This window comes from Mesorhizobium sp. B2-4-19 (genome assembly GCF_006441315.1).
GTDB lineage: Bacteria > Pseudomonadota > Alphaproteobacteria > Rhizobiales > Rhizobiaceae > Mesorhizobium.
In genome coordinates, this window is the sequence record NZ_VFUV01000021.1 from 68,433 (window position 1) to 91,423 (window position 22,991).

At 61.6% G+C, this 22,991-nt stretch carries 21 protein-coding genes and 1 pseudogene; 17 read left to right on the top strand and 5 right to left on the bottom strand.

The window, feature by feature from the left end; all coding sequences use genetic code 11:
* Positions 1-258 precede the first annotated feature (258 nt).
* From FJ546_RS27190 to FJ546_RS31760, 8 genes and pseudogenes are all read left to right on the top strand, one after another.
* Complete coding sequence (locus FJ546_RS27190) at positions 259-1,521, top strand: N-acetylmuramoyl-L-alanine amidase (protein WP_140892124.1); 1,263 nt, start codon at positions 259-261, stop codon at positions 1,519-1,521.
* Between the two features lie 213 nt (positions 1,522-1,734).
* Positions 1,735-4,191, top strand: coding sequence for a penicillin-binding protein 1A (locus FJ546_RS27195; protein ID WP_140892125.1), 2,457 nt, complete (start codon positions 1,735-1,737; stop codon positions 4,189-4,191).
* Between the two features lie 124 nt (positions 4,192-4,315).
* A protein-coding gene (gene prfB, locus FJ546_RS27200; protein WP_140892126.1) for a peptide chain release factor 2 occupies positions 4,316-5,447 on the top strand; the annotation gives its coding sequence in 2 pieces (ribosomal slippage) (positions 4,316-4,381 and positions 4,383-5,447; 1,131 coding nt in all).
* A gap of 305 nt (positions 5,448-5,752) precedes the next feature.
* Positions 5,753-6,124, top strand: a complete 372-nt coding sequence (locus FJ546_RS27205; protein WP_140892127.1) for a hypothetical protein — start codon at positions 5,753-5,755, stop codon at positions 6,122-6,124.
* Between the two features lie 109 nt (positions 6,125-6,233).
* The gene (locus tag FJ546_RS27210; RefSeq protein ID WP_140892171.1) at positions 6,234-6,602 is read left to right on the top strand and encodes a GFA family protein; all 369 of its coding nucleotides are present in this window, start codon (positions 6,234-6,236) and stop codon (positions 6,600-6,602) included.
* A 127-nt stretch (positions 6,603-6,729) separates the two neighbouring features.
* On the top strand, positions 6,730-7,380 hold the full coding sequence (locus tag FJ546_RS27215) for an OmpA family protein (protein ID WP_140892128.1): 651 nt from the start codon (positions 6,730-6,732) through the stop codon (positions 7,378-7,380).
* Between the two features lie 241 nt (positions 7,381-7,621).
* Entirely contained in the window at positions 7,622-8,230 is a 609-nt protein-coding gene (locus FJ546_RS27220) for a hypothetical protein (RefSeq protein WP_140892129.1), read from the top strand.
* 27 nt (positions 8,231-8,257) lie between these two features.
* Positions 8,258-8,402, top strand: a pseudogene (locus FJ546_RS31760) (OmpA family protein); the annotation flags it as partial.
* Between the two features lie 58 nt (positions 8,403-8,460).
* On the opposite strand, the gene FJ546_RS27230 reads toward FJ546_RS31760, so the two are convergent.
* On the bottom strand, positions 8,461-9,588 hold the full coding sequence (locus FJ546_RS27230) for a DegT/DnrJ/EryC1/StrS family aminotransferase (RefSeq protein WP_140892130.1): 1,128 nt from the start codon (positions 9,586-9,588) through the stop codon (positions 8,461-8,463).
* Complete coding sequence (locus tag FJ546_RS27235) at positions 9,585-11,261, bottom strand: radical SAM protein (RefSeq protein ID WP_140892131.1); 1,677 nt, start codon at positions 11,259-11,261, stop codon at positions 9,585-9,587. The genes FJ546_RS27230 and FJ546_RS27235 overlap by 4 nt, the downstream gene beginning before the upstream one ends.
* A 233-nt stretch (positions 11,262-11,494) precedes the next feature.
* On the opposite strand from FJ546_RS27235, the gene FJ546_RS27240 reads away from it, so the two are divergent.
* The 5 genes from FJ546_RS27240 to FJ546_RS27260 are packed head-to-tail and all read left to right on the top strand — an operon-like array spanning position 11,495 to position 15,300.
* Positions 11,495-12,001, top strand: a complete 507-nt coding sequence (locus FJ546_RS27240; RefSeq protein WP_140892132.1) for a class I SAM-dependent methyltransferase — start codon at positions 11,495-11,497, stop codon at positions 11,999-12,001.
* A 57-nt stretch (positions 12,002-12,058) separates the two neighbouring features.
* Entirely contained in the window at positions 12,059-12,727 is a 669-nt protein-coding gene (locus FJ546_RS27245) for an acetyltransferase (protein WP_140892133.1), read from the top strand.
* Positions 12,727-13,680, top strand: coding sequence for a hypothetical protein (locus tag FJ546_RS27250; RefSeq protein ID WP_140892134.1), 954 nt, complete (start codon positions 12,727-12,729; stop codon positions 13,678-13,680). Before FJ546_RS27245 ends, FJ546_RS27250 begins: the two co-directional genes overlap by 1 nt.
* A 10-nt stretch (positions 13,681-13,690) precedes the next feature.
* Positions 13,691-14,629: a hypothetical protein gene (locus FJ546_RS27255; protein ID WP_140892135.1), complete on the top strand. Its 939-nt coding sequence runs from the start codon at positions 13,691-13,693 to the stop codon at positions 14,627-14,629.
* The gene (locus FJ546_RS27260) at positions 14,629-15,300 is read left to right on the top strand and encodes a WbqC family protein (protein WP_140892136.1); all 672 of its coding nucleotides are present in this window, start codon (positions 14,629-14,631) and stop codon (positions 15,298-15,300) included. The genes FJ546_RS27255 and FJ546_RS27260 overlap by 1 nt, the downstream gene beginning before the upstream one ends.
* A 42-nt stretch (positions 15,301-15,342) precedes the next feature.
* On the opposite strand, the gene FJ546_RS27265 is transcribed toward FJ546_RS27260, so the two are convergent.
* Positions 15,343-16,935 (bottom strand): DEAD/DEAH box helicase, encoded by a 1,593-nt coding sequence (locus FJ546_RS27265; RefSeq protein WP_181168105.1) that lies wholly within the window; start codon positions 16,933-16,935, stop codon positions 15,343-15,345.
* A 192-nt stretch (positions 16,936-17,127) separates the two neighbouring features.
* Complete coding sequence (locus tag FJ546_RS27270; RefSeq protein ID WP_038646582.1) at positions 17,128-17,901, bottom strand: NAD kinase; 774 nt, start codon at positions 17,899-17,901, stop codon at positions 17,128-17,130.
* A gap of 353 nt (positions 17,902-18,254) precedes the next feature.
* On the opposite strand from FJ546_RS27270, the gene FJ546_RS27275 reads away from it, so the two are divergent.
* The 4 genes from FJ546_RS27275 (at position 18,255) to FJ546_RS27290 (ending at position 22,222) form a co-directional block, all read left to right on the top strand.
* Positions 18,255-18,419, top strand: coding sequence for a hypothetical protein (locus FJ546_RS27275; protein ID WP_246686982.1), 165 nt, complete (start codon positions 18,255-18,257; stop codon positions 18,417-18,419).
* 453 nt (positions 18,420-18,872) lie between these two features.
* Positions 18,873-19,907, top strand: a complete 1,035-nt coding sequence (locus FJ546_RS27280; RefSeq protein ID WP_140892137.1) for an extracellular solute-binding protein — start codon at positions 18,873-18,875, stop codon at positions 19,905-19,907.
* Positions 19,908-20,004: 97 nt separating this feature from the next.
* Complete coding sequence (locus FJ546_RS27285; RefSeq protein ID WP_140892138.1) at positions 20,005-21,432, top strand: amidase; 1,428 nt, start codon at positions 20,005-20,007, stop codon at positions 21,430-21,432.
* An 88-nt stretch (positions 21,433-21,520) separates the two neighbouring features.
* Entirely contained in the window at positions 21,521-22,222 is a 702-nt protein-coding gene (locus FJ546_RS27290; protein WP_140892139.1) for a TetR/AcrR family transcriptional regulator, read from the top strand.
* Between the two features lie 6 nt (positions 22,223-22,228).
* On the opposite strand, the gene FJ546_RS27295 is transcribed toward FJ546_RS27290, so the two are convergent.
* Entirely contained in the window at positions 22,229-22,990 is a 762-nt protein-coding gene (locus FJ546_RS27295) for an MBL fold metallo-hydrolase (protein WP_140892140.1), read from the bottom strand.
* Between the last annotated feature and the right edge of the window lies 1 nt (position 22,991).

The window sequence follows — 22,991 nt, forward strand, 5'->3', positions numbered from 1 at the left end:
AGGAAGCTGCGGAGGAGGGCGGTTCCAGGATTGCAGTGATCCACTATCGCTTTTATGATTTGGCGGGGTGGAAGGCAACCCCGATTTCCGATGCCGGCAAAAAGCAGTTCCGTAACGTAAGCCTGGGTTCGAACCTTGCGTGAAAAGGCTTGGTTAACCTTCTCTGGATACCAATCGTTAATCGAGTTCGCGGCCTAACCGGCACTTCGACGAAACGAGCGGGCGCCTGGCGCCAAACCGGGAGCGACTGGAAGAGAGATGGGACTGGCAGACTTCACAGACAAGGGATGTCGTGTTGGCGGCCGGATTCTTGCCGCTCTATGCCTGTCGCTGCTGGTGGTGATTTCCCAGGCCTTTTTCTCCGTTGCCGACGCCGCCGATGCGCCGCTGGTGGCAAAAGGCTACAAGATGGCGGGCGATGCCACCAAGATGCGCATCGTCATGGATTTCGATCGCGAGCCTGACATCAAATGGTTTCTGCTGCGCGGACCCAATCGTCTGGTCATCGATCTGGCGAATACCAGGCTGGCCATCGACGCCAAGGATTTGAAGCCGCGCGGATTGGTCAAGGGCGTGCGGCTGGGCGCGCTCGGCGAGGGCGTTTCGCGGCTGATCGTCACCGGCAAGGGGCCGTTCGCCGTCGACAAGCTGGATGTGCTCAAGAATGAGGACGGAACCGGCTACCGCATTGCCATCGACATGTCGGCCGCCTCCGAACGGGAGTTCGACGCCGCCCTTGCCAACCAGGCGCTGACCACCGGCTCGACGGTTTCGACCGACAAGGGCGGGCGGGTTGGCACCGGACCGGTCTCCAATCCCGGCCACCGCTTCACCGTCGTCATCGATCCCGGCCATGGCGGCGTCGACGGCGGCGCCGAGGGTCTGAACGGCACCATCGAGAAGAACGTCACGCTGGCCTTCGCCACGGAACTGCGCGACAAGCTCGCGGCCATCGGCAAATACGATGTCTTCATGACCCGTGACACCGATGAATATCTGCGTCTGGACGACCGCGTGCGCATCGCCCGCCAGCATGAGGCCGACCTGCTGATTTCGATCCATGCCGACACGATCAGCGTCAAGGGCATCCGCGGCGCCACCGTCTACACCGTCTCCGACAAGGCGTCGGATCCCGAGGCGCAGGCGCTCGCCGACCGCGAAAATCTCTCCGATCAGTTCGCCGGCATGGTCATCAAGGACGATAACAAGGAAGTGACCGATATCCTGATCGACCTGATCCGCCGTGAGACGCACACCTTCTCGATGAGTTTCGCTCACACGCTGGTCGGCCAGCTGTCGACCAGCGTCGGTCTCATCAACAATCCGCAGCGTTCCGCGGGCTTCAAGGTGCTGAAGGCGCCGGACGTTCCATCGGTTCTGGTCGAACTCGGCTATCTCTCGAACGCCAAGGACGAGGCGCAGCTGCTTAACGCGGAATGGCGCGGCAAGGCGGCACAAAGCATCACCAATGCAGTTGCGCTGTTCGCATCCGCCAGGGCCGGGGCCGGAACCGGAGGTTGACATGCCTTGCGGCGCCTGCAACCAGAGGCGGCGTTGCTGTATGACAACAGCCGGTGCCTTTATTTGCGGCGGGGCGTCACGAAATCAGGCCTTGCCGTATTTTGTCCACATGGTGGCGACATGGGTTTTCGAATACGGATTGGGACCGGCTCGAAAGCTTGCGTGGAAGGCGGCTTCGTTTAGGAAATTCCCGAACCAAGGACTGGAGCGGGTATGATTCGTCTCATTGGCTATTTCTTCGGCATCGGCACGACGCTGGCCCTTCTGGTCGCGGCGGGCGTTGCGATTTACATCAGCCACCTGTCGAAGGATCTGCCTGACTACGAGGTGCTGGCCAAATACGAGCCGCCGGTGACCACGCGCATCCATGCCTCGGACGGATCGCTGATGGCCGAATATGCGCGCGAGCGGCGCCTGTATCTGCCGATCCAGGCTATCCCGGATCGCGTCAAGGCGGCCTTCCTGTCTGCGGAAGACAAGAATTTCTACAACCACCCCGGCATCGACGTGACCGGCCTTGGCCGCGCCATCATCGTCAACCTGCAGAATTTCGGCTCGGGCAGGCGCCAGGTCGGTGCCTCGACGATCACCCAGCAGGTGGCCAAGAACTTCCTGTTGACCGCGGACCAGACCTACGAGCGCAAGATCAAGGAAATGATCCTGGCCTTCCGCATCGAGCAGGCCTATCCTAAGGATCGCATCCTCGAGCTCTACCTCAACGAAATCTTCTTCGGTTTCGGCGCCTACGGTGTCGCCGGCGCGGCGCTCACCTACTTCGACAAGTCGGTGAACGAGCTGACCGTGGCCGAGGCCGCCTATCTGGCATCGCTGCCGAAAGGCCCCAACAACTACCATCCTTTCAAGCATGCCGATCGCGCGATCGAGCGCCGCAACTGGGTCATCGACCAGATGGTCGAGAATGGCTACGTCACGCGCGAGGAAGGCATCAAGGCCAAGGCCGAGCCGCTCGGCGTGACGCCGCGCCGCACCGGCACCTATCTGTTCGCCGGTGAATATTTCACCGAGGAGGTGCGTCGCCAGATTATCGCCCGCTACGGCGAGAACGCGCTCTACGAAGGCGGCTTGTCCGTTCGCACCACGCTTGATCCGAAAGTTCAGCTCATCGCCCGCAAGGCGATGCAGAACGGTTTGATCAAATACGATACGCTGCGCGGCTATCGCGGGCCGGTGAAATCAATCGACGTGTCCGGCGACTGGGGCGTCCCGCTGGGCGCCGTCAAGGGATTGGAGGACGTCCCCGAATGGTCTCTGGCCGTCGTGCTCGACTCCTCGGCGTCCGGTCTTTCGATTGGCCTGCAGCCCGCACGCCAGGCATCGGGCGACATCGTCAAGGAACGGGTCGAAGGCACCGTCAGCAAGGACGATATGGGTTTTGCCATGCGCCATATGGTCGACGGCAAGACGGTCAAGGCCAAGTCGCCGGCCGATGTGCTGAAACCCGGCGACGTCATCTTCGTGCAGAAGAACGAAGGCTCCGACAATACCTACAGCCTGCGCCAGGTTCCCGAGGTGGAAGGCGGCCTGATCGCCATGGATCCGCACACCGGCCGTGTGCTGGCCATGGTCGGCGGTTTCTCCTATGCGCAGTCCGAATTCAACCGCGCGACCCAAGCGATGCGCCAGCCGGGCTCCTCGTTCAAGCCGATCGTCTATTCGGCGGCGCTCGACAATGGCTATACGCCAGCCTCGGTGATCATGGACGGGCCGATCACCATTCAGAGCGGCAACACGACCTGGACGCCGAAGAACTATGACGGCACCGTCGCCGGGCCGGCAACCCTGCGCTCCGGCATCGAGAAGTCGCGAAACCTGATGACGGTGCGGCTTGCCAACGACATGGGCATGAAGCTGGTCGTCGAATATGCCGAGCGCTTCGGTGTCTATGACCATCTGGCGCCGTATCTGCCGATGGCGCTGGGCTCCGGCGAGACCACCGTCATGCGCATGGTTTCGGCCTATTCGATCATGGCCAACGGCGGCAAGTCGATCAAGCCGTCGCTGATCGACCGCATCCAGGACCGCTACGGCAAGACCGTGTTCAAGCAGGATGAGCGTGGCTGCGAAGGCTGCAACGCGCCTGAATGGAAGAACCAGCCGGAGCCGGAACTGGTCGACAATTCCGAGCAGGTGCTCGATCCGATGACCGCCTATCAGATCACCTCGATGATGGAAGGCGTGGTCCAGCGCGGCACCGGCGCCACCATCGGCGAACTCGGCCGGCACATTGCCGGCAAGACCGGCACCACCAACGACGAAAAGGACGCCTGGTTCATCGGTTTCACGCCGAACCTCGTGGTCGGCCTCTACATGGGCTACGACACGCCGCGCGGCCTTGGTCATGGCGCCACCGGTGGCGGTCTCGCCGCTCCGATCTTCAAGGATTTCATGCGCGTGGCGCTGGACGGCACGCCCAATGTCGACTTCAAGGTTCCGGACGGCATGAACCTGATCGCCATCAATCGCAAGACGGGTATGCGTGCCGCGTCGGGCGATCCGGGCACCATCATCGAGGCCTTCAAGCCGGGCACCGGTCCCGCCGACAGCTATTGGGTGATCGGCATGGGCGCCGACGGCTCCAACGCGTCGGGTGGCGCGCTGTCGCCGCAGGCCAACCAGGCCATCCAGGACGGCGGCGGCGGGCTCTACTGACGGGTCCAAGCGGATCGCTGGGCTGGCCTAGGGCCGGCCCATTTCGCTTTACACATGGCGGCGCCGTCCCTATGTATCGCGCCGACCGAAGTGTCACTTCAGCAACAGGACAAAATACCAGGCCATGCGCGCGGAAACGCAGAATATTGTCGACGAGATCAGGCAGGCGATAACCCTGCTGAGGAGGCATCTTTGACTGGGATCAGGCCATAAAGCGGCTTGAATACCTGAATGTGCGGGCCGAGGACGCCAGCCTCTGGAACGAACCGCTTGAAGCCCAGAAGCTGATGCGCGAGCGCCAGGGCCTCGAGGAGGGCATCGCGGCGGTCAAGGGCCTGACCCAGGCGCTGGAAGACAATATCGGCCTGATCGAGCTCGGCGAGGAAGAGGGCGACGAGGGCGTCATCGCCGAGGCCGAGGCGGCAATCCGCTCGATGCAGGGCGAGGCCAAGGCCCGCCAGGTCGAAACACTGCTTTCGGGTGAAGCCGACGCCAACGACACCTATCTCGAAATCCATGCCGGCGCCGGCGGTACCGAAAGCCAGGACTGGGCCTCGATGCTTTTGCGCATGTATACGCGCTGGGCCGAACGCCGCCGCTTCAAGGTCGAGGTGCTGGAAGTGCATGACGGCGAAGAAGCCGGCATCAAGTCCGCGACGCTGATGATCAAGGGCCACAATGCCTATGGTTGGCTGAAGACTGAATCGGGCGTCCACCGCCTGGTCCGCATTTCGCCCTATGACAGCAATGCGCGCCGGCACACCTCCTTCGCCAGCGTCTGGGTCTATCCCGTCATCGATGACACGATCGAGATCGATGTTTCCGAATCGGACGTGCGCATCGACACCTATCGCTCGTCGGGTTCGGGCGGCCAGCACGTCAACACCACAGATTCGGCCGTGCGCATCACCCATATCGCCACCGGCATCGCGGTCGCCTGCCAGGCCGAGCGTTCGCAGCACAAGAACCGGGCGAAGGCCTGGGAGATGCTGCGCTCGCGCCTCTACGAGGAAGAGCTGAAGAAGCGTGAGGCCATCGCCAACGCCACCGAAGCCTCGAAGAGCGACATCGGCTGGGGCCACCAGATCCGTTCCTACGTGCTGCAGCCCTACCAACTGGTCAAGGATCTGCGCACCGGCGTCGAAAGCACCAGCCCGTCGAGCGTGCTCGATGGCGACCTGGACGATTTCATGGAAGCCTCGCTGTCGCAGCGCATCGAAGGCGGCGCGGGCGAGGCCGTGGCGGATCTGGACTAGCACCGTCCGCCACTAGACCATAGCACCCGCTCGCACTTTCGTGGACCGAGCGGATCCATCACTCCCCACGACTTGGCGTGGTCATGAAGGGCACGTTTGCGGCCTTGGGCGGCCAGCAACGGGCGCAGCCTCCACGCAGCAATTTCTTGCGCCGACTCACATTTCGGCTCACCATTTGCGGCAGGAGGAGACAAAAGCATTTATGGCCGGTCGCGGCATATCTGCTGACGATTGGCCGCTGGGAAGACACGTTCCGGGAACGGGCAAGCGAAACGCTTGAAACCTCGTTTGAAAGGAGCGTTGCCATGTTTGCTGCCAGTTCCAGATCGGCCATCGCCGTTCCGTCGGTTGGCCAGCTTGTCCTTCCCCTTTGCGCGGTGATCGCGCTCCTGTCGGCGCCGGCCATGGCGCACGACGCCAAGCCGACTGCGGCCAAGCCGCAAGGCTGGAGTTATCCGTTCGCCTGCTGCGCGAATTACGACTGCCACGAGGTGTCGCAGACCTCGATCAGCGAGCGTCCGGAAGGCTATGTCATCAAGGACACTGGAGAGGTGCTGGCCTACAGCGACAGGCGCATCAAGAATTCACCTGACGGCGAATACCATTGGTGCGCTCATGAGGCCGGGCTTGATGCCGGCAAGACCATCTGCCTGTTCGTGCCGCCCTCGTCCTACTGAGTTCGCTGCCTGCCGTTCAGGGTATAGAGCCCGCTGACAGGCGGTTGCCAGGATCGCTTCTTTATGGTGCCCTGCCGCGTGGGCGGCGGACAATGGAGAGGTGATGTTGATGACCATCAAGGGAAGCTGCCACTGCAAGGCGACGACATTCGAGGTTTCAGAGGCACCGGAAACCGTGACGCAATGCACCTGCTCGTTCTGCTCGAAACGCGGCTCGCTCTGGGCCTATTATACCCCGTCGCAGTTCAAGCTCATCACGCCACTGAAAAACGTCTCCTTCTATGAGTGGGGCTCGAAAACCGTGAAACATGGGTTTTGCGCCAACTGCGGCTGCGGCACGTTCACCGAGACGCCGGATTGGTCGACCGGCGAGCCGGATTTCGACAATCCGAAGATCAGCGTCAACTCGCGGCTGTTCGACGACTTCAATCTCGACAAGGTGGAAGTGGTGGTCATTGACGGCAGGAATCTCTGGTAACTGATCCCGGGAAAAGCCGCCGCGGGCGCTTTTCCCATTCCGTTTTTCGCCGCAATTCATGGTACAAGTCGCGGGAAGGGCTGATTTGGCGCCGTCGAAAAAGGCGCGACTTGGAGAGGGACCATCTATGAAGAAGACTATGCTCGTCGTCGTGGCGACGGCTTTGCTCGTGAGCGCTTGCACCACCACCGATCCGTATACGGGCGATCAGAAGATTTCCAACACGGCCGCGGGTGCCGGTCTGGGTGCCCTTGCAGGTGCCAGCCTTGGTCTGCTTGCCGGCGGCAATGACCGCCGCAACGCGCTGATCGGCGCCGGCATCGGTGCGCTGGCCGGCGGCGCCATCGGCGCCACCATGGATCAGAACGAAGCTGAACTGCGCCGGCAGCTCCAGGGCACCGGTGTCAGCGTCACCCGCAGTGGCGACCAGATCATCCTCAACATGCCGTCGGACATCACCTTCAATGTCGATCAGGATGCGGTGAAGCCCGGCTTCTATCCGGTGCTGAACTCGGTTGCGCTGGTGCTGAAGAAATTCAAGCAGACTACGGTCGATGTTTTCGGTCACACCGATTCGACCGGAGGCGACCAGCACAATTTCGACTTGTCGCAGCGCCGCGCACTCGCGGTTGCCAACTATCTGTCCGGTCAGGGCGTCGATCAGCGCCGCTTCGCCGTCACCGGCTTCGGCAAGACGCGGCCGATCGCATCCAATGCGACGGCCGCCGGCCGCGAGCAGAACCGTCGCGTCGAGATCCAGTTGTCGCCGCTCACCTGACGATCTGTTCGGCAACGACTGTGAAAACGGCCCCAATGCGGGGCCGTTTTTGTTTGAGCGGCCATCGGCGCCCGCAGCTGTCACGCCTATTAGCAATAGCTAAATAACTGCTTTCCTACAGTCACGGAAAGGAATAGCATCATCGCTGTTCCAGAGGGGACGAGGCGGTACAACTGGCCGCGCAACAAGCATTTTCCCGCCTCGGTCTTGCACGGCCAGACGAAATATTTGGGAGGAATGCATGACAAGAACAGCCAGCCTCGGGCGCTATGGCGTCCTCGCTTTGACTAGTATCGTAGGCGCCTGGTTGGGGCTCGCTACGGCTCAGGCCGAGGACGCCAACAAGGCCGACATCGAAGCCTTGAAGAAATCATTGGCCAAGTATGAAGACTACACCACAGCTGTCCGCGACCTCTATCTGTCGACGGTCGGCTGCGTCTTCTACAGTGGCGAAAAGATACCGGGCTCGATGGATTACCCAAAAGGTGCCATGGGCGTCCATTTCGTCAACGTCCCAAGCGTCGGCCAGAAGCTCGATCCGATGAAGCCCAACGTGCTGATCTACGAGCCGACCAAGAAAGGCCTGAAGTTGGTCGGCGTGGAATGGCTGGTGCCGTTGACACCGGACACCAAGGAGGTTCCCACACTGTTTGGCCAGAAATTCATGGGTCCGATGGAGGGACACTATCCGCTCATTCCGAGGGAGTTCGTCCACTACGATCTTCACGCCTGGCTGTTCAGGGACAATCCGAACGGCATGTTCAGCCCGACGAATCCGAACGTGAAATGCAGCAAGGCCGATTTTCCGATGCTGGAGAAGCCGACCAAGATGATGCCTGGGCCGATGTAGCGGCCGACTAGGCCATATATGTCGGCGCTGAATTCCGTTGCGTTGGTCCTGAAGAAGTCCCGCCAGACGACCGTCGACGTGTTCGGCCATACCGATTCGATCGGCAGCGACCGGCACAATTTTCAATCGGTCGCAATGCCGTGCGCTGGCGGTCGCCAACTATCTGTCCGGCCACAAACGGCCCTCGCGTGGGGCCGTTTTTGTGTTGTGAGCCCACTTAAGATATTGCGTCAGCCCGCTGTCACCGCGTCGGTGAGAATGGAGCAGATACGCGAGATTGCTTCATCCGGAAGATCTGTCCAGCAAGGCAGGCCCAGTTGAGTCGCAACAAGCGTCTCGGTGACCGGCAGCGGTACTCTGGGAAAATGTTCGAAGGCTGTGTGCCGATGCAGGCCGCCGCCCCACCATCGACGGACACCAATACCGGCTTGCGTCAGCACCATGAGCGCCCTTTCCATCGAGTCCGACGGCAGTCCAACGGTAACGGTGGAGGATATCCAGCGTTCGCCGAATCCATCCTGCACGTTCAACCCGGAAGTCGAATCAAGCGAGCGGCAATAGCCTCTGGCAACACGCTGGTAGGCGGCACGTGTAAGTGCCCAACCGTCCAGTGCGGCGAGGCCGACGGCCGCGCTGTACTCATTGAGCTTGCCATTCAACCCCGGCGATGCCGCCTCGCGCGAATTTGCAAAACCAAAATTGGCTCTCTTCACGATTTCGTCGATCAGAGCGCCGTCATCGGACGCGATGAAGCAACCTTCGCCAACGCCGAGTGCCTTGGTGGCATGCAGGCTGACGACTGCCGGAACCCGCGATGGCGTCAGTGAGTCGAAGGCCGCGGCCGCGTCGATTGCCACGGCAAGACCGGTATCGCTCTTGAACCGATCCCAGTTCGCGGCATCCATCGGGCCGCCGAATGGCATGACCGGCATGACGGCACCGACCTTGCCAGGAGCCTGACTGAGGAGTTGTATCGCCGCCTCTGGCAACAATTGCTGGGTGTCGAGGTCGACATCGATAAGCCAGGGAACGAGCCCTGCGAGGACCGCCGCGTGCGCGCTGGCGGCGAAGGTCCAGGACGGCATCATGCAGAGACTGCCCCTCGCCGGTTTTTGCGCCATCAGGGCCAGCGCCAACCCCAGCGTTGCGTTTGCCAGGCACGCGACATGACCCACGGCAATCCGTGCCCTGAGAGCTTCCTGGAAGCGCTGATTTAGCGGCCCGTTGTTGCTGTACCAGCGGTTCGCGTCAATCTCGCGCAGATAGGGCAGGATGTCGTCCGCCGTTGGCAGGCGCGGGCGCGCGACCGGGACATCAGGCGCTGGATCGGGATCGGCATCCCATAATCTGCCCGTCATGAAGCTTTGCGACCGTCGGCAATCTTGGGCAGGTAAAGATCTTCATTGGCGGGCAATGGCCGCAAGGTTTCGGGCCGGCTGCTGCCGATCTGGAACCAGATGCTGGTCTGCGAGATGACGTAGCAATGCCAATGCTCGATGCAAAGAAACACGAAGCTGGAGAATGGTATCGCCTCGCGGCCACAGAGACGACGATTGCGGCGCCAATGCCTGACATAGGCGCTGCCAAGCGATATGGCCTGTCGCTTGGCAATCAGGGTTCGAAGAAGACGGGTGGCCGTCAGAGCGGCCGCAGCCAGTTCTGCGAGCCGGCCCATGCCGGAACGCTCTCTTCCAACCAACATCGCCTGGGCGGCTCGGCTGCGACGGAAGCCCGGCGATCCGACATACCCATCCACCAGGCGATCGAAATAGGCATCCGGCTCATACAGACGCCGCACCAACTTGTCGTAGCCGGCCTTGAGGACTTCGCGCGTCATGTTCTTGGGATGAAAACTGACATGAGGGTCACTCAGATCCAGCCGGCCTTCGGTCCTCAGCCGGTCGTAAAGTGGAGTCGTCGGGATCGGGCACAGGATGCTTACGGTAACCGGTGCGATGCCGCTTTGCTGAATGAACGCGAACTGCTCGTCGAAGATCGCTTCGTCATCGGCATCGAATCCAACGATGAAGCCGGCCTGAATCACCAGTCCCGCGCCGCGAATGCGTTGCAACTTCTCGATCATGGAGTCGCCGCGGACGTTTTGAACCTTCCTGGTTTCTGCCAATGACGAGGCGCGGGGCGATTCGATCCCGACAAAGACCTGGCGGAAGTTGGCCAGCCGCATCAGATCGAGCATTTCCTCATCGTCGGCCAGATTGATGCTGGCCTCGGTGGAGAACACCAGCGGATAGTTGTTTGCCTGCTGCCAATCGATCAGGACGCGCAGCAACTCCTTGGCCTTGGCCTTGTTGCCGATAAAATTGTCGTCGACCAGGAAGCAGGTGCTGAACCCGGCTTTCACGATCGCCTTGCATTCGAGGATCATTTGCGCGGGCAACTTGAGGCGTGGGCGGCGACCGAAGATGGTTATGATGTCGCAGAATTCGCACAGGAAGGGACAGCCTCGCGAGAACTGCAGCGATGCCACCATGTAGCGTCCGGACTTCAGCAGGTCGTATCGCGGCGTCGGCACGATCTCCATGTTCGTTTTCGCGTCTTGCTCGTAACGCCGATGCACTGCTTCGCCCATGGCGAAAGCCGTCAGGAAGCGCGGCCATGTCTCCTCGGCTTCGCCGATAAAGCGCACGTCACAACGATCGACAAATTCCGATTCCGATACTGAGACATAGGGACCGCCCACCACTGCGGTAACCGGAAGATCGCGGAGCCGATCGAGGATTTCGAACATGCGGTCACGCTGCACGATCATGCCGGTCACGCCAACGATGTCGAAGTCGCCGAGGTGCTCGAAATCGATGTCCTCGACGTTCTCGTCGACCAGGACGACATCGCAATGCTCTGGAGCAAGGGCCGCCAGTGCCGGCAAGGAGCCTGTCACGATCCAACTGCGCTTGCCGCCGGGAAGAATGGCGAGAACCTCATCGCGGGTCCAGATGGAGGGATGGAAACGCGGATTGATGAGACAGATCCGAAGCCGGCGCGGCGAAGGGAGGTGCGAACTGTGCATCATGTTGAGCCGATCTGACCGGAGTTACTGGGGGCAGCGTTTCACGTCGTTGATGGCGTGGTATACAGGGCCATGTCGAACGTATACGGCAATTCCATGAGATATTACAATTGACTGGTATTAGTCCGTACAGCGCGCTTGTTGCGCATTATGAGGCGTGTTTGGCGCGACACGGAGACACATGTAAAGGAGTCGACTGGCCCGATGCCGAAGGAGCGGCCACGCGTTATCGCGTCATGGCAGAGGTGGTGCGTGAGCGCGACCCGGTCGACCTGCTCGACTTCGGTTGCGGCGCCGGTCATTTCCTCGACTATCTGCGTAACGCTGATCGCAAGGTGCACTACCGGGGGCTCGATCTGTCGGCGCGGTTCGTTGACCTGTGCCGGCGCAAGTATCCCGGCGTGGTTTTTGATTGCCTGGACGTGATGCAGGACGGAGCGGCTGTGCCCGAGGCCGACTACATCATCATGAACGGTGTCTTCACCGAGCGTTGCGGCATCGCCTACGAGACGATGTTCGATGCCATGACTGGATTGCTGGCAAAAATGTTCCCGCATGCTCGCAAGGGAATGGCCTTCAACCTGATGTCGAAACACGTCGACTGGGAGCGTGAGGATCTCTTTCACGTGCCCTATGACCGGATTGGCCGCTTCGTCGTCAGTCAATTGTCGCGCCATCACCTTATCCGCGCCGACTACGGACTCTACGAATACACTGTTTACGTCTACAAGGCTGCCGCATAGCCGGACAATCCCCGGTGAGCAGACCAGGATGCAAGGCAAGGGCGCGCGGGGGGCAGCATGGCGGACGTGGTGATTTTTGGGGCAGGGCAGCTCGCCGAAGTTGCCAAGGCCTATCTCGACAGATTCAGCGAGCATCGCGTCGTTGGGTTCACAGTCGATGAAGCCTTCCTCACGCAAACCGAGTTCAAGGGCCTTCCCGTGGTCGCCTGGGAAAGGCTTGAGGAGCGCTTCCCGCCGGATGCCGTCCAGCTGCTCGGTCCGCTCAGCTACCAGAATCTCAACGAGTTCCGCAGGAATAGGCACAGGGAGGGCAGGGCGCGCGGATACGCCTTTGCGCGCTTTATCCATCCCTCGACCCACAATATGGCGGAGACGGTTGGCGACAACTGCTTCATTCTGGAAAACTGCACGCTGCAGCCGTTTGTTCGCCTCGGCGAGGGCATCATCATCTGGAGCGGCAGCCATGTGGGTCATCATTCCATCATCGAAGACTTCTGCTTCGTGTCGTCGCTGGTGGGACTAGCGAGCGGCGTCCGTATCGGTACGTGCAGCCTGATCGGTGGCCAGGTCGGCGTCGACAACGGCATCACGATCGGCGCGGGAAGCTACATCGAGTCCCGTTGCATGATCCGGCGCGATGTGCCGCCCAACAGTGTGGTTCGTCATCCCTCGGATCTGCCGAAGCCCTATTCCAGCACCCGTATCAAGTCGATGAAGTTCCGCTGATGCCCGACCATCAGAGGAAATGGACCCGGCGGGGATTGCTGGTGTTGGTAAAGGCGGGACAAGGGTGGTGGGCCAGTCACGCACAGTCCCCAACGGTCCTCGCCCTTTCGCCGCGGCTTTGGCGCATCTATTTCGCAGGACGCAACAGCGACAACCGATCATCCATTCTGGCCGTCGATGTCGACCCGGAAGACGGCATGCGTGTGTTGGACGAGTATCTCGATCCACTCCTGGAGTGGGGCCCGCCAGGCAGTTTCGACTGCACCGGGCTGGGGCCGTCTTGTGCGCTGATGATCGGCAGGCGCGTGCATCTCTACTATTCCGGTATCTATCCCCGTCTCGACGTCCGCTCCCAGACGGCGATCGGGGTCGCTGTCAGTGATGATGGGCTGAGTTTCGAGAGAGCATTTGCCGGGCCGATCCGCAGCATCGGCCCGGCTGATCCCTATTTCGTTTCGACGCCCTTTGTCAGTGCGGTCGAGGGCGGCTATCGCATGTGGTACACCAGCGGTACCGGCTGGACCGAGACCAAGGGTATGCTGGAGCCGGACTACGTCCTTCGCACCTGTTTTTCACCAGATGGCATGCTGTGGGAAACGGGCTCGAGCGTCGTCCTGTGCGACGATCTTGGTGACGGTATCAGCCAGACGCGTCCCTGGATCGCACGTGAGGCTGGTGGCATGCGCCTGTGGTACAGCCGGCGCGGGCTGGACTTTCGCGCCGGCGGCAAAGAAGCCTACCGACTGTTTTCCCGTCGCATGGACGCCCGGAACGGAACCGTCGGCGGAGCCGAGCCCGTGATCTTCAGCAATCCGCCGGCCGCCGGCGAGTTCGACAGCTCGATGCAGGCCTATTGCTGTGTCATGCAGCGCCCCTCCGGTGACGTGATGTTCTACAATGGCAACGGGTTTGGCGAGGCCGGCATCGGCTGGGCAACCCGCGATTTGACTTGAGCAGGCCCGAATGACTTTCGAATTTCGAATCCCGATCCTGCCCGAACAGGAGTTTTTTTCAAACGTCAAACTGGCTGCCTTGTCGCTGGCCAGTCTCGGCGGCGCCTATGCCGCCGCTCCCATTGTGGTCTCCGTCGGGGGGCATGCCGACTTCAGCGAAATCAGTGCCGTCAATCGATGGTCATCGGCCTATCCGGTGACGTGGCGTCCCGTGCCTCACGCTGTCAGCGATCGGGGCTTTTCCTCCGGCTTCGACCGTTATGCCGAACCGCCACGCGGTGATGTCATCATCCTTGTGGACGCTGACGCCTGCCTGATGCGGCCCATCGACGGCCTTCTGCAAAGCATGCGCGACGCCGCCCGTCCTAGCGTGGCCGGGCTGCCGGCGCATTTCTCGCCATTCTCCAGAAATGGCGCGGAAAATGACGCGGCGTGGCGCCGACTTCTCGGGGCATTCGGCTTCGGCGATACGCCCCTGAATTTCCGATATTCCCAGTCGCCGGATGAAGCGTTCGGTGGCTGCCCGCCGTATTTCAACTATGGTTTCGTCGTCTTCAACAAGATGGCATTCACCGCTATTCAACCGTTGATCCGCCCGCTGACGGCGCGCGTATTGGACTATTTGAAGGATACGCCCTCCATCTTCTTTTCTGCCCAGATCGCGCTGTCATTGGCGATCCTGACGGTTGGAGCCGATCTTTTGCCGCTTGGGCCGCAGTACAATTGCCCGAACTCGGACGAGATGCTGGCGCACGGGCTGCATGACGCGGCTGATATCAGGGTGCTGCATTATCTTCGCCGCGAGCAGTTCGACCGTCACAGCTTCCTGTGCAACCGCGACGAATTCGACGCCTTCTGCAACGCGTCATTCGCCTCTCCGGTTCTGCAAGCCTTCCAGCGGCACGTTCGAAGCCTGCCTCGCCTCTTCTATGGCGAAGGGGAAGCATAGTGACGGGCAAGCTCACCATCGCTGTCATGCAGCCATACTTCTTCCCCTATGCGGGTTATTTCCGCCTGATGGCCGCGAGCGACATCTTCGTTGTTTTCGACGATGTCCAGTTTGCGCGCCGGGGAAGGGTGCACCGCTGCGAAATGACACCGGGACACTGGCTGACATTGCCGGTTGCGCCGATGCCTTTCGACGCGCTGATAAAGGACCTGCGCTGGGCGAACGATGCCCGAACCACCTTGGACAAGCGGCTGGCTGTCTTCGGCCTGCCAGGCCAAGCGCGGACGCCAGCGGCAGAGCAGATCAACGGCCACCTGACCGGGTCCCTTGGTGACGTGACAGATTTTATCGAGGAAGGTCTTCGGCTGACGGCCGATGCGCTCCAGCTCAGACCGGATGTCGTACGCAGTTCGAGCCTCGGCATCGATCCTGCCTTGCGTGCACAAGCCCGTGTGATCGCCATCGTTCAGGCGCTTGGCGGCCAGCGCTACATCAATGCTCCCGGCGGACGTAGCCTCTATTCACGCGATGCCTTTCAGCAAGCAGGTATAGATCTTCGATTTCTCGTGCCCTATGCAGGAAGGTTCCCGCACATTTTGCCTGCTTTGCTAGGCAACGGCGTTGCCGATCTTCGCGATGATATCCGAAAGACGTGCCAATTGGCCAAGTGATCGTTTGCCGATCGCTTGGCGGCTATTTCAGGCCTGGCCCAGTCAGACCTTGGCGACGATGCGCATGAAGGCCGGCATGTCGTCGCCGAAGCCAACGGTGGTGTCGCTGTCTTCCTGGTGGCGATGGCGGGCAGGACGGCTGTTGTCTCGCTGCGGCCTGGTGTCACCGCGTTCCGGTGCGCGCTGTTCGTTGCGATCGGAGGATTTGCGTTCGGTGTTTTCCGAACGGATCGCGTCCTTGCGTGCGCGCCGCTCGCTGATATCGGCGACGGCCGTCTCAGTCACATCGGGCTGTTCTTGCTGTGCGACCACGGTCGAGGCGTCTTCCTCGCTGTGTCTGGCACGGCGTTCGCCGCCCTTCTTGCGCTCGCCTCTGTCCTTGCGATCGTCGTCCTTGCGGCCGGCGCGACGCGGCGCGCCTTTGCCACGGCGCGGAGCGTCATCCTCACCGCCTTCGCTGGCCACGACCGTCGACAGGTCGCCGTCATGCCATTCGATCTTGTTGCCGATCAGCCGTTCGATGGCGTCGATATATTTGGTGTCGGACTTCGTCGCGATGGTGAAGGACTTGCCGGAGCGACCGGCACGGCCGGTGCGCCCGATGCGGTGGACATAGTCCTCGGCATGGATCGGCACATCGTAATTGAAGACATGGCTGACATCGGGGATGTCGAGGCCGCGCGCGGCGACGTCCGATGCCACGAGGTAGCGCAGCTTGCCATCACGGAAATTGGCAAGCATCTGCATGCGGGCGCGCTGGTCCATGTCGCCATGCAGAGCGCCGGCATCGAAATCATACTTCAGCAGCGAGCGGAACAGTTCCGACACTTCGACCTTGCGGTTGCAGAAGATGATGGCGTTCTTCAACTCCGCGTCTTCGGCCTTGATGAGGTTGCGCAACGTCTCGCGCTTGTCCCAGGGCTTCGAGCCTGATTTGACCAGCCGCTGGGTGATGTTGGTGGCGGCCGACGCGGCCTTCGAAACTTCGACACGCACCGGCGCGTGCAGAAACTTTTCCGTCAGCTTGGTGATTTCCGGCGGCATGGTCGCCGAGAAGAACAGCGTCTGCCGGGTGAACGGGATCATCTCGCAGATGCGCTCGATATCGGGAATGAAGCCCATGTCGAGCATCCGGTCGGCCTCGTCGATGACGAGGATCTCGACGCCGTTGAGCAGAAGCTTGCCGCGCTCGCGATGGTCGAGCAGACGGCCAGGCGTCGCGATCAGCACGTCGGCGCCGCGCTCCAGCTTCTTGTCCTGCTCGTCGAACGACACGCCGCCGATCAGAAGCGCGATGTTGAGCTTGTGGTTCTTGCCGTATTTGACGAAGTTTTCCTCGACCTGCGCGGCAAGCTCGCGCGTCGGTTCGAGAATCAGGGTGCGCGGCATACGGGCGCGGGCGCGACCCTTTTCCAGCCGGGTCAGCATCGGCAGCACGAAGGAGGCCGTCTTGCCGGTGCCGGTCTGGGCTATGCCCAGCACGTCCTTGCCGAGCAAGGCGTGCGGGATGGCACCGGCCTGGATCGGTGTCGGCTGCGTGTAGCCGGCATCGGTAACTGCGGAAAGCACCTTCGGCGACAGGCCGAGGTCTGAAAAGGTCAACGCTTCTTGAGCGATCGTGGTGTCTGAGGACAAGTGTTGTTGTCTTTGGCTGGTTCGGGGAGGCGCAACGTTATTCGTCGCGGCAAGCGCCACGCGCTTGCAAGATTGGCATTGCGATTAGGCGCAAGTCCGCGATTTGTCAACAGAAACGGGCGGGATTGGCGCGATTGTGAAGCTGTAACCTTAATCGCGATGCTTAATCCGGCCGCTCGTCTCTGTGTCGGCTCAGTAACGGAACTGCTCGGCAAGGATGCGCTCGTTCCAGGAGTGATTGGGGTCGAACAGCAAGGTTGCCGTCGCCGCAGGCGACTCCCGCACCGTTACCGAGGTCACCGCCTTGACCTCCGTATGGTCCGCCGCGGCGTTTACCGGCCGCTTTTCCGGCTCCAGAATATCGAAGCGCACGGTCGCCTTGTTGGAGAGCAATGCGCCCCGCCAGCGGCGCGGGCGAAACGGGCTGACCGGCGTCAGTGCCAGGAGCGGCGCGTCGAGCGGCAGGATCGGGCCATGCGCTGAAAGATTATAGGCGGTGGATCCGGCCGGCGTCGCGATCATGACGCCATCGCAACTGAGTTCCTCGAGCCGTATCTGGTCATCGACGCTGATGCGGATCTTGGCCGTCTGGTAGGATTGGCGCCACAGCGCAACCTCGTTGATCGCCAGCGCCGAGACGGTTTCGCCTTCCGAGGTGACGGCCAGCATTTCCAACGGCCGGATGGTTTCGGCGACCGCGGCCGCGATACGCTCGGTGAGCCCTCCGGAACGGTACTCATTCATCAGGAACCCGATGGTGCCACGATTCATGCCGTAGACCTTCTTTCCCGTTCCCATCGTGTCGCGCAAGGTCTGCAGCAGGAAGCCGTCGCCGCCCAGGGCCACCACAACCGCGGCCTCGGCGACCGAACACTGGCCATAGCGCGCCGACAGACTTTCCAGCGCCGCCTTGGCGTCTGCTGTGTCGGACGAGACGAAGGCGATGCTGTTGGCGGCTGTGCTCATGGCTCCCCGATCGCGACCGATTGGCGCCGGCAGGTCTGGCCGCGCCCGCGCCGGGGTAGCACGGGGCGGGCAGGTCTGCAAAGAGAGCCGTTGCGCCGGCACGCTAGGCATGCCGCGATGGCATCATCCGAACCCGCGGATCGCGCTTCATGACAGGGCAGGCGCGAATGTGATGGTTAAGGCGGGGCTTAAAGTCTCGTAAAGGCGGAACGATCATGTTAGCCGGCATGAACGGCGTGGGGGCGCCCGCAGCACCGCTGTATCCTTCGGGATGCCTAAAGGACGCTGCGGCAGTTTTGATTTGTGCGCATGCCTCCTCAGGGGACACGCGCCAGCCAGACGAGGCCGACATATTGCCGGTAGCACGCCTGATCATCGTCTTTGTCATGCTGGGTAGCTTCGCGCTGGTCTTCGCCGAGCTAGTGCGCCAGTCGGAAAATATGAGCATGAGACCGCTGCCGACAGCGTCGCGCTGCGGCGATGCCGCCGGAATGCCTTGCCCGCAACGGGCACTCTAGGTCGCCGGAAGACGCCACTCGTCTGTAGATACCGCCGACGCGCGGCCCGTCCTGAGCGACAGTTTCATGCTCGGGCGACCGGAGCCCTGGCTGGCGCAAGTTTGGTCGTTGCAATTGCGCCTGAAAAGCCGAAATTCTGTGCGGTCGTACCGAGCGCGAAAGAGATACCTGTGCCCCTGCCATTCCGGTCGCAGCTTGCTGCGTTATCAGGACAACTGGGCCAACCGCTGCAATGTCTGCGAAAAGATATTGACTGTATAGTTAGTTATAATTAATCCTGACGCAGACCACCAAGTCGGCCAGTTGGCATCCGCCGGTGAATGGCCGCGAAAAGGGGAATATTTGACAGCCAGCCGGCCCGTCTTGGGCCGAAGGGCACAGCCACGCTTGTTCATCAGCAGGAGACGGACCGAGGCGGCGACGCAGCCGGTCCCCAAAAATGGGAGCACTAGCATGAACTGGAAACTGACCGCGGCGGCCGTCGGGCTTTCGCTGCTCGCCGCAGCCGGCGTTGCCCGCGCCGATGGCGAACTCAACATCTACAATTGGGGCAACTACACCAGCCCGGACCTCATCAAGAAATTCGAGGAGACCTACAAGGTCAAGGTCACCGTCACCGACTATGATTCCAACGACACCGCATTGGCCAAGGTCCGGCAGGGCGCGTCCGGCTATGACATCGTCGTGCCGTCGGCCAGCGTCGTACCGGTCTGGATCAGCGAAGGTCTGCTCCTGGAGACCGACCCCAACAAGATGGAGAATTTCAAGAATGTCGATCCGCGATGGGTCGACGTTCCCTTCGATCCGGGCCGCAAATACACTGTTCCGTGGCAGTGGGGGACGACAGGCATTTCGGTGAACAAGTCGGTCTATGCCGGCGATCCGAACACCTCGGCGATCTTCCTCGACCCGCCGCCTGAGCTTGTCGGCAAGATCAATGTCGTGCCGGAAATGGGGGACATCATGTTCCTCGCCATCGCCTATGAGGGCGGCAAATATTGCACCAACGACATGCAGGTGCTGAAGAAGGTGCACGACAAGCTGGTCGAGGCGAAGGCGAAATGGCTTTCGCTCGACTACGCGGCCGTTGACGGCCTGGGCCGGGGCGACATCGCCGCCGGCGTCAACTGGAACGGCATATCGCTGCGCGAGCGGCTGCAGAACGACAAGATCGTTTACGGCTACCCCAAGGAAGGTTTTCCGATCTGGATGGACAATGTCGCCGTCCTCAAGGACGCCAAGAATGTCGAGAACGCCAAGCTGTTCCAGAATTTCATCATGGATCCCAAGAACGCCGCGATGATCTCGGCTTTCGCCCGCTACGCCAACGGCATCAAGGGCTCCGAGGCTTTCATGCCGGACGACATGAAGACGGCGCCGGAAGTGGACGTTCCTGCTGAATTCGCCGCCAAGGGCCAGTTCATGCCGGCTTGTCCATCGGATGTGCAGGCGCTCTACACGAAGATCTGGACCGACCTTCAGAAATAGCGTCGCCGGCCGAACCCAACCAACAGCCACTGGGCCGCGACCCGCGGTCCGGCACCCTCCATGCCAGGTGCGGTCTCGCGATCGCAGGAGATTTCCGATGTCCGATCTCGACCTCTGCTATATGCCGGCCCACGAAGCGCTGCGGCTGTTCAAGGCCAAGGAACTCTCGCCCGTCGAACTGATGCAGGCCACCATTCGCCGCGCCGAAGCCACCAGATCGGCGATCAACTGCTTCACCTTCACGCATTTCGAGGAGGCGATGAAGCTGGCCGCCCGGGCCGAGGCGAAATACGCCAGGGGCTCCAGGACCGGCGCGCTGGAAGGCCTGCCGATCGGCATCAAGGATGAGAGCTATATCAAGGGCAAGCCGACCTCGCATGGCTCGCTGCTGTCCAGGGATACCATAGGCGGCCACACCTCGACGATGAACGAGCGCATCATGAAGGCCGGCGGCATCGTGCATGCCCGCACGGCGACGCCGGAATTCAGTTGTGCAGGATACACCTGGTCGAAGCGGTGGGGAGTGACTCGCAATCCGTGGAATCGCGATTTCACGCCGGGCGGCTCTTCGGGTGGTGCTGCGGCAACGCTCGCTTCCGGAACATCATCGATTGCCACCGGTTCGGATATTGCCGGATCGATCCGCATTCCGGCCTCGGCCTGCGGTCTCGTCGGCTACAAGCCGCCTTACGGCCGCAATCCCGACGAGCCGCCCTTCAATCTCGATTTCTACTGCCACACCGGGCCGCTGGCGCGAAACGTCAGGGATGCCATCCTGTTGCAGAACGTCATGGCCGGACCGAGCCCGCTCGACATCGCCACGCTGCGCCCCAAGCTGCGCCTGCCGCTCGACTACAAGCCGATCAAGGGTTGGAAGATCGCCTTTTCCATGGATCTCGGCTCCTTCGAGGTCGACCCCGACGTGCGCAAGAACACGCTCGCCGCCTGCGATGTGTTCCGTTCACTCGGCGCCACGGTCGAGGAAGTCGATCTTGGCTGGGACGACGGGGTGCTCAAGGCCGGGATGGCCTATCTAGAGCACCTGTTCGGCGCGTCGCTGTCGCAACTGCTTGCGGAGCACGCCAGCGACATGACCAGCTATGCCAGGCGGTTTGCCGAGGACGGGCAAAAGTCCAAGGCCACCGACTTCGTCGCGACGCTGGACGTGGCGGCCAGGATGTACCAGACGCTCGGCCCGCTGCTGGAGACCCACGATGTGCTGATCTGCCCGACAAACGCGCTGCCCGCGGTGCCGGCGGAGTTCGACCAGACCAGGGACACGGTCGAAATCAACGGCAGGGAGGTGAACCCCTCGCTGGGTTGGGTGATGACGACGCCATTCAACATGCTGAGCCGTTGCCCAGTTCTGTCCATACCGTCGGGCCACGCCGCCAGCGGCGTGCCGACAGGCATCCAGATCGTCGGCCGCACCTATAGCGATGCCGATGTCTTCCGGGCCGGACTGGCCTATGAAACGGCCCGGGGCCAATGGTATGGGAGCACCGGGACGCGCCCGTCGCTCTGAGCGATTTCCGCGATGAGCCGGCGTGCCATATGGCAAGGCAATCTATGTGGCGGGATATCTCCGCCATGGGTCCGAAAGGCCTCGAAAAATGGCGCAACGCAAGGCAACCGCAAAGCCGGAGAAACGCAAGCTCGCGACGACCAAGGGCGCGGCAAACGATGCCGCGCCGCCCAAGGACCGCCGGCGCGAGCGCGGCGAAGCCAGCGTGCAGCGCATCATCGACGCCACCATCGAGCTCATCGCGGAGGAGGGCCTTGCGAGCCTCACCATGCAGCGCATCGCCGAACATGTCGGCTCGTCCAACGCGCTGGTCGTCTTTCATTTCCGCAGCAAGGAAAACCTGTTCCGGGCCGTGCTTCAGTATCTCAGCGATCAGTATGATGCGCTGTGGATCAGCCTGGTGCGGGCGCCCGGCCTGTCGCCGGTCGAAAGGCTGTTGGGCGCCGTCGATTGTGCGCAGCGTTTCGCCCGGCAGCATCCCAAATGGGTGTCGGTCTTTGTCGTGTTCTCCAGCGACCGCAAGAGCATGCAGATCTACAATGAAATCGGCCTGCCGAGCGATCTCGCCTACACCGCCGAAGCGCGCGAGCTGCTGATTGAGATTTCGCGCAGCGGCGGCTATACCGGCGTCGACATCGACACCTTGTCGGAGAGCCTGAATTATCTGGTTCACGGCGCATGGTACTGGGACCATCTGAACCCTTCGAGCCGCGACACCAATGTGCTGCGCAAGACCATGCTGCTCCTGCTGCATCGGGCATTTCCGCGGCATTTCGAATTGATGCCGTAGTTGTTCTCAGGGCCGCTGCCGCAGATGGCAGCCGGCTTGGCGTTTCTGTGCCAGATACTCGTCGATCAGCTGGCGGTAGCGCACCTTGCCGAAGCTCGGGAAATGGCCGCCATGTACGACCGAGACGTCGAGCTCGCGCATGGCGAACAGCGTCGCCATGTAGTCTGGAATATCCGAGTGATAGACGTCGTCGATCAGCGGGCCGTCATAGATGATGTCGCCGGACAGCAGGACGCCGGTCTTCTTCTCGAAGAGCGCGATGCCTCCGGGTGAATGGCCCGGTGTGTGGATCACCTCGAAGGCGCGGTCGCCGAGATCGACGATGTCGCCATGTTCGAGCAGACGGTCGGCGGGGGCAGGCAGGATCCGGTAGCGGGACGACTCCCAGCCCTGCGGCATGCCATCGAACATATCGTCGGTCGCATAGCGGTCAGCCACCGTCCATTCGTTGCGCGGATCGGCGAGGACTTTTGCTTCGGCCCGGTGCACGCAGCGGTCGGGAAATTCGTGATGGCAGCCAATATGGTCGAAATGCGTATGGCTGGCGACGCAGGTCAGCTTGCGCTCCGTTACCAGCGGCACATGTGTGCGCAGGCTGAAATGGCCGAGGCCGGTGTCGAACAGAAGGTCGCGGTCGCGGCCGCGCACATGCCAGATGTTGCAGCGGAAGAACGGTTTGATCCACGGCTCATGGATCAGCGTGACGCCGTCGGCCATGCGGATGGTCTCGTACCAGTCTGGTGCGTCGATGACCGGAAGAGCTCCCATT